Annotated in this window: 1 protein-coding gene; it reads left to right on the forward strand. The window is 69.0% G+C overall.

The window, feature by feature from the left end:
* Window positions 1–193: 193 nt before the first annotated feature.
* The coding region (locus tag VI08_RS20485; protein ID WP_045831499.1) for a GAF domain-containing protein at window positions 194–1312 on the forward strand (1119 nt) is incomplete at its 3' end.

Below are 1312 nucleotides of genomic sequence, written 5' to 3' on the forward strand. Positions count from 1 at the left end.
GCGCGGTACCGCGCAGCAACTGCTTCAGCATGGGGGTTGCCTGGTTCGTAGGGGTGCGAGGAAGGTAACCCCGCCGGTGGCCGCGCGCCTGTCCCGGATCGGGCAAAACGAGGGCGGGCGGGTCGTCACATCGGCTTTACAACCCGATCCGCACGCTTTGAGGGTTAAGCGTTACGTCCACAGGGGAAATCGTTTGAGCCAGAAGCAGTTAGCACGCGACCGCACCTTGTGGGGCGTCGCGTTCGCCATCATCGCCGCCACCCTGGGGGTCGATGCGCTGACCCCGCTCGGGTATTCGGTGTGGTGCGGCTATTTCTTCGCCATTGGCCTCACGGTGTTCCAGTCGCGGCGGGATATCCCCTTCGTCGTGGCCTTCATCGCCACCGTATGCATCGCCATCGGCTACAAGCTCTCGCCGCCGTCCGCATCGGCCAGTTTCACCGAGGTGAACCGCAGCATCGGTGCGGTCTCGTTCTGGGTCATCGCGGCCGTGGTGAGCCAGGCGTTGAAGGCGCGCATCGCCGCCGAGCGCATGCTGTGGCTCCAGGAGGGCCAGAACGCCGTCTCGTTCGCACTGCGTGGCGAGCAGAGCCCCGAGGAGATCGGCCTGCATGCCGTGCGCGCGCTGTGCCGCCGCCTCGACGCGCAGGTGGGCGCGCTCTACCGCACCGACGGCCGCCAGCTGGTGCTGTGCGGCGGCGTGGGCCTGCCAGCCGGCCACCCCGCCGAGCTGCCCCGCCAGGGTGGCCTGCTCGGCGACCTGCTGACTGAAGGCAAGCCGCGCCGCATCGCCGGGCTGGCCGACACCCACCTCGCCGTCGCGTCGACGCTCGGGCGCACCACGCCGTCGGAACTCTTCCTCATGCCGGTCACCGCCGATGGCTACGCGGTGGGCGTGGTGGAGATTGGCCGCGTCGCCGGGCAGGACCTGCATGGGGCGGACCTCGACCTGCTCGACCGCACGGGCGAGGTGATCGGCGTGGCCCTGCGCACCTCGGCCATGCGCCAGCGCCAGAACGAGCTGCTCGAAGAAACCCAGCGCCAGAGCGAAGAGCTGCAGACCCAGCAGGAAGAGCTGCGCGTGGCCAACGAGGAACTGGAAGAACAGAGCCGCAGCCTGCAGCACTCGCATGCCTCGCTCGAGGCGCAGCAGGCCGAGCTGGAGCAGACCAACGTGCAGCTCGAGGAGCGCACGCACGAGCTCGAACGCCAGCGTGCCACGCTGGTGGTGGCCCAGGCCGACCTGGCCCGCAACGCACGCTCGCTGGAAGCCACCAGCCGCTACAAGTCCGAGTTCCTCGCCAACATGTCG

Source organism: Luteibacter yeojuensis (genome assembly GCF_000964085.1).
Taxonomy (GTDB): domain Bacteria; phylum Pseudomonadota; class Gammaproteobacteria; order Xanthomonadales; family Rhodanobacteraceae; genus Luteibacter; species Luteibacter yeojuensis_A.